At 57.8% G+C, this 2327-nt stretch carries 1 protein-coding gene; it reads right to left on the bottom strand.

Annotation, left to right across the window (positions count from 1 at the left end; genetic code table 11):
* A partial coding sequence (locus tag ACG2E4_RS18260; protein WP_395277485.1) for a DUF6797 domain-containing protein occupies positions 1-2327 on the bottom strand: 2327 nt, incomplete at both ends.

Consider the following 2327-nt stretch of genomic DNA (forward strand, 5'->3'; position numbering starts at 1 on the left):
ATCAGAATCGTTTTGCCATCCTCAGACAACTCTGCGCCTTGTACGGGAACATCATCCTGGCCGGTTTGCTCTGGATTTTTCACCGACCAGTCCTCTGAGCCGTACCGCTCTTTCCACCGGTAGTTCCACTGCGTTACTGTATAGTTTTCGCTTTGTGTAGCCACCTCGGCGTTTAGCTCCTGGCTGAAGGTAATAGCGATACCGGTGGAGCGTACCTTAACAGCATCCATGACAAACCCATCGCCGCCGGTGTAGCGGATCCGGTCGAAGGAGCCATACTTCTGGGCAAACGCATCATCCCAGCCCGTCACCCCGGCCAGGTAGTACTGCCCGTCGGCGGGATTGATGGCCGCCCGCTGGGTGCCGCTGTCAAACTGGAACGGCAGGGCCGAGACCGCCGCCTGCGTGGTCCCATCCACCTGGCCGGTCAGCACCTGGTAGGCCCACCCTTTCCCGAAGCTGGTCCATATGAGGCGATCCCCGAGCGGTCCCCACCCAGTCGGCGTCCACGCGCCGTTGCCCGGGGAGTTGTCAAATGCCCTGGGCATCCACACGATCGGCTTGTCAAAACTCAGTGGCAGAACGGCCCCGTTCTCTGGGTACTTGGCCAAGTCCGGACGCATTTCATATTCCTTGGAACCTGGATTTGTTACAGAAGATTTAATCGAAGGGATATACCCGTAAAATCCACCCTCTTCCACGATGCTGATCTTGTTAGCCGGCATCCAGTTTCCTTCATTATCACTGACAAAGATGCGATCCTGGGGATCAACCGTTACCCCGTTGGGCGCACGGAAGCCGATCGCCACCGACTCCTGGGTGTGCCCGTCCGGGCTCACGCGGATCAGGTTGCCCGGCTCGTCGTTGTTGGTGTACTGCCCCGCCTTGGCATACAGGAAGCGGCCCCGGCTGTCGGTCTCCAGGGAGAAGTTGTAGGCCTGCACCGGCACATCCGAGACGTCTGTATCGGCAAAGAAGGATTCGTAGAAATCGGTCTCCCCGTCCCCGTTCAGGTCGTTCAGCCGCATAATGCGGTCGCGGCAGATCACGTAGATCTGACCATCTTTCACCTTCACGCCAAATGGATCATACAAACCCGTAGCGATACGCTGCCAGCGGATCTGGTCGAGCTCATCGTCAATCCCTTCGGCCAGCCAGACGTCCCCGGCGTAGGTGCTGACCACCGCCCGGCCGTCGGGGAAAAAGTCGAACCCGGACGGGCGGATCCAGCTGTTCCAGGGATTTTCAAATGGCAGGGTAATCTTGTCAACGGTGTATGGGTAGCCTTCCGGAATGGTGACCAGTTTTTCCGGTGCTTCCTGGTTGGCTTCCCCGTAGTGGATGGGATCGTAGTGCGGGCGACCGGCATTAAGCTGTCCTTTGGTTACAACAGTCTCTTTCCAAACGCGCTTGCCACCCTGCGTAAAGGTTTCCGGCTTCGTAATTACCCTTCCCTGCACCTCCGACAGGTACCCGGCAAAGGCCAGGTACTGCGCTTGCCCCTGCCCGCTGAAGCGGTGGATTGTTATTGTTTGTTCTTCGTCAGAAGGTGGAATATAGAGTCCAAGATGATGAGGCTCATCCACAACCCACCGCATACCTTCGGTATCTCCCTGCACGCCCGTGGCAAAGAAACCGTCAATAGAACTTCCTTCTCCGGGTGCAGTCATCACGAGGCTCTGGTGCGGGCTGCCCCAGTTCTCCTCGCCAAGTCCTTCGCTCGCATTGGGATTATCCAGGGCAAACACGCCTTCCTTGGCGGTCTGGCTGTCCCGGTCGCCGAGCCCACCAAGCATAATTTTACGCCAGGAATCTCCCGGCGCTATAGTCATGGTGTGCTGGATGACCGGGATACCCTCCAGCATGTGAGATGATGGCTTTTCCAGCACCTTACGCCCCATAATGGAGTACGACAGTACGATGTCTTCACCATGCTGGTAGTGGCCGTGGTAGGCCAGCCATTCCGCCGGGTACGGGGTGCGATCGGACACAAGATTATTCAGCTGCCCGTAGCGATCCTGGTAGCTCCAGTGCATCCGCTGCATCCCGCTGAGTTCCTGCCCGTCAATGGTGGGCTCTCCCTCCCCGCGGTATAGCTGGTATTTCGTCTCACTAAGATCAAGCTGCCCCTGCCAGGCGGCCACCGTGGACATGCGTTGGGGATTATAACTCATGTAAACCTCATCTCCCAGATCAAGAATCAGAGCAGCATTCGCGCGATCATTCAGCGACGAGTAGAGCGCCTTCCCGTAATCGCCCAGGTGGTCCGTAAAATACAGCTGCCCGTATTCCTGGGAGCCGGACAGGGCCTCACGCTTGATCATCTG

It is taken from the genome of Halalkalibaculum sp. DA384 (genome assembly GCF_043951955.1).
GTDB lineage: Bacteria > Bacteroidota > Rhodothermia > Balneolales > Balneolaceae > JAMQKA01.